This is a genomic window from Hydrogenophaga sp. (genome assembly GCF_030158645.1).
Classification (GTDB): domain Bacteria; phylum Pseudomonadota; class Gammaproteobacteria; order Burkholderiales; family Burkholderiaceae_C; genus Hydrogenophaga.
This window is the reverse complement of the sequence record NZ_JAOASO010000076.1, coordinates 1-2199: the sequence shown is the minus strand read 5'-3', so window position 1 is coordinate 2199 and position 2199 is coordinate 1. Positions and strand designations below refer to the sequence as shown.

The 2199-nt window shown below is 68.1% G+C and carries 3 protein-coding genes; all 3 read right to left on the bottom strand.

Going from position 1 to position 2199, the window contains the following annotated elements; genetic code table 11:
- Nucleotides 1-505, bottom strand: a 505-nt coding sequence (gene trpD, locus Q1W68_RS07570; RefSeq protein WP_300716032.1) for an anthranilate phosphoribosyltransferase, incomplete at its 3' end; no start/stop codon positions are given.
- 22 nt (nucleotides 506-527) lie between these two features.
- The gene (locus Q1W68_RS07565) at nucleotides 528-1166 is read right to left on the bottom strand and encodes a LysE family translocator (RefSeq protein ID WP_300716030.1); all 639 of its coding nucleotides are present in this window, start codon (nucleotides 1164-1166) and stop codon (nucleotides 528-530) included.
- Between the two features lie 16 nt (nucleotides 1167-1182).
- Nucleotides 1183-2199, bottom strand: a 1017-nt coding sequence (ltaE, locus tag Q1W68_RS07560; RefSeq protein ID WP_300651223.1) for a low-specificity L-threonine aldolase, incomplete at its 5' end; no start/stop codon positions are given.

Here is a 2199-nt window from a genome sequence, read left to right as displayed (position 1 = left end):
TCTTCATGGCCGGGTGGTGGTTGGGCGCGAACATGAAGCCCACGCCGACCTGCTCGATGCAGCGCGCGATCGCCTCGGGGGAGAGGTTGATGTTCACGCCCAGGCTTTCCAGCACGTCGGCGCTGCCGCTCTTGCTGGAGACGCTGCGCCCACCGTGCTTGCTCACGCGCGCACCGGCCGCGGCCGCCACGAACATGGAGCAGGTGGAGATGTTGAAGGTGTGCGAGCCGTCGCCGCCGGTGCCGACGATGTCGACCAGGTGCGTCTTGTCGGCCACATGCACCTTGGTGGAGAACTCGCGCATCACCTGCGCGGCCGCGGTGATCTCGCCGATGGTTTCCTTCTTCACGCGCAGGCCGGTGATGAAGGCCGCCATCATCACCGGCGACATCTCGCCGCTCATGATCAGGCGCATCAGGTGCAGCATCTCGTCGTGAAAAATCTCGCGGTGTTCGATGGTGCGCTGCAGCGCCTCCTGCGGCGTGATCTTGTGGCTGTTCGGCATGCGTGTCTCCAAAGCTTCTGGTCTAGTGGGCGGGATTGTCGGTCAAGGCCAGGCGCAGGCCAAAGCCCACGAAGAGCAGGCCGGCGGCGCGGTCCATCCAGTGCATGGCGCGCTGCACGGTCTGCACGCGGCGCGCGGCCCAGGCGGCGAGCCAGGCATAACCGAAGTTGATGGGCAGCGAGTTGAGGTTGAAAACCAGCCCCAGCAGCAGAAAAACCAGCGCCTTGTTGGGAGCGTCGGGCGCGATGAACTGCGGCACGAAGGCCAGGAAGAACAGCGCGACCTTGGGGTTCAGCACGTTGGTGAGGAAACCCCGGCGGTACACGCGCCACAGGTCCACGTCGGCGACGCCGGCGTTCAGGTTCAGCGGCGAGGCCTTGGAGAACAGCAAGCGCACACCCATCCACAACAGGTAGGCCGCGCCGATCCACTTGAGCACGGTGAACGCGGTGGCTGAGGTGGCCAGCAGCGCACTCACACCCACGGCGGCGGCGAACACATGCACAAAGCAGCCGCTGACGATGCCCAGCGCCGCCACGATGCCGGCGCGCACGCCGCTCTTCAACGCGTGGCTCACGATGTACAGCACGTCCGGACCGGGCGTGAGGTTGAGCAGCCAGCCGGCCGCGATGAAAAGAACCAGTTGCGGCAGGTCGGGCATGGCCGGGCGACCGTGCTCAGTAAACCGCAGCGCCGGCGGGCCGGGCGCTGGCGATCGTGGCGCCCTGCGCAAAAAATGCGCGGATGCTGGCGATCGCGCGGTCGATGCCGGCCGTGTCCACGTCGAGGTGGGTCACGAAGCGCAGACCGATCAGCCCGGTGGCCAGCACGCCATCGCGCGCCAGGTGCGCCAGCAGATCGGGGCCTCGGCCGTTCGCCACATCGACGAACACGATGTTGGTCTGCGCCGAGCGCACAGCCAGGCCGTCGATGCCGGCCAGGCCCTGCGCGAGGCGCTGCGCAAGCGCGTGGTCGTCGGCCAGTCGGTGAATGTGGTGGTCCAGCGCGTGGTGCGCCGCGGCCGCGAGCAAGCCCGACTGGCGCAGGCCGCCGCCGAGCATCTTGCGCCAGCGCAGCGCGCGGCGGATCAGGTCTTTGGAGCCACACAAGGCCGAGCCCACGGGCGCGCCCAGGCCTTTGCTGAAGCAGACCGAGACGCTGTCAAAACGGTCGACGATGCCCCGCAATGCGGTGAACGGATCGCCGCCCGCCGCCACCGCCGCGTTGAACACGCGCGCGCCGTCCAGGTGCACCGCCAGTCCGTGCTTGCGCGCCAGTGCGGTCGCCTGGTCCAGGTACTCCGCCGGCATGGGGTGGCCATTCCAGGTGTTCTCCAGGCAGAGCAGGCGCGTGCGCGCAAAGTGCGGGTCGTCGGGCTTGATGGCGGCGGCGATGTCGGCCAGCTGCATCTGGCCGGTGGCGTTCTGCGCCAGCGGCTGGGGCTGGATGCTGCCCAGCACCGCCGCGCCACCGCCTTCGTAGCGGTAGGTGTGGGCGTTCTGCCCCACGATGTATTCGTCGCCGCGCTCGCAGTGCGCCAGCATCGCGCACAGGTTGCTCTGTGTACCGCTGGCCATGAAGAGCGCGGCTTGCTTGCCGGTCAGGTCCGCGATCTTGTCCTGCAGCGCATTGACCGACGGGTCATCGCCAAACACATCGTCGCCCAGCGGGGCGGCCATCATGGCTTCGCGCAT